General features: G+C 60.7%; 1 protein-coding gene. It reads left to right on the forward strand.

Annotated elements, in window-relative coordinates:
• Positions 1–13: 13 nt before the first annotated feature.
• The coding region (locus EXE45_RS18135; protein ID WP_274595496.1) for a DNA polymerase domain-containing protein at positions 14–405 on the forward strand (392 nt) is incomplete at its 3' end.

The raw sequence follows: 405 nt of genomic DNA on the forward strand, positions 1-405 counted from the left end.
GTCCACGAAGCGTGTGACCAACTCGATCTACGGCGTGTTGGGGTTCGCCACGGAGGAGTCGTCGTTTCGGCTGTTTGATTGGCGAATTGCCGAGGCGATTACCCTCTCGGGCCGAAAGATGATCCAGTTCTCTCGCGACTACGTCATCGACAAACTCGCGGAGATGGGCTACGAGGCGTACGCCGCGATGGGGGACACCGACGGCGTGGGGATTGCTGTTCCCGCGGCCTCGACTCGTCACGAAGCGATGGAACTGGTTGAGGAGGCCGTCGAACAACTCAACGGCCCAGGGTACGACGACTTCTTCCAACAGGAGTTTGGTGTCCCGCCCGAACACCACCACGGCGAGATCGAGATCGAATCGTACGCGCCGAAGGTCTTCATCCCCGCAGAACAGCTCCCCCA

The sequence above is a fragment of the Halorubrum sp. SP9 genome, assembly GCF_005435015.1.
Taxonomy (GTDB): Archaea; Halobacteriota; Halobacteria; order Halobacteriales; family Haloferacaceae; genus Halorubrum; species Halorubrum sodomense.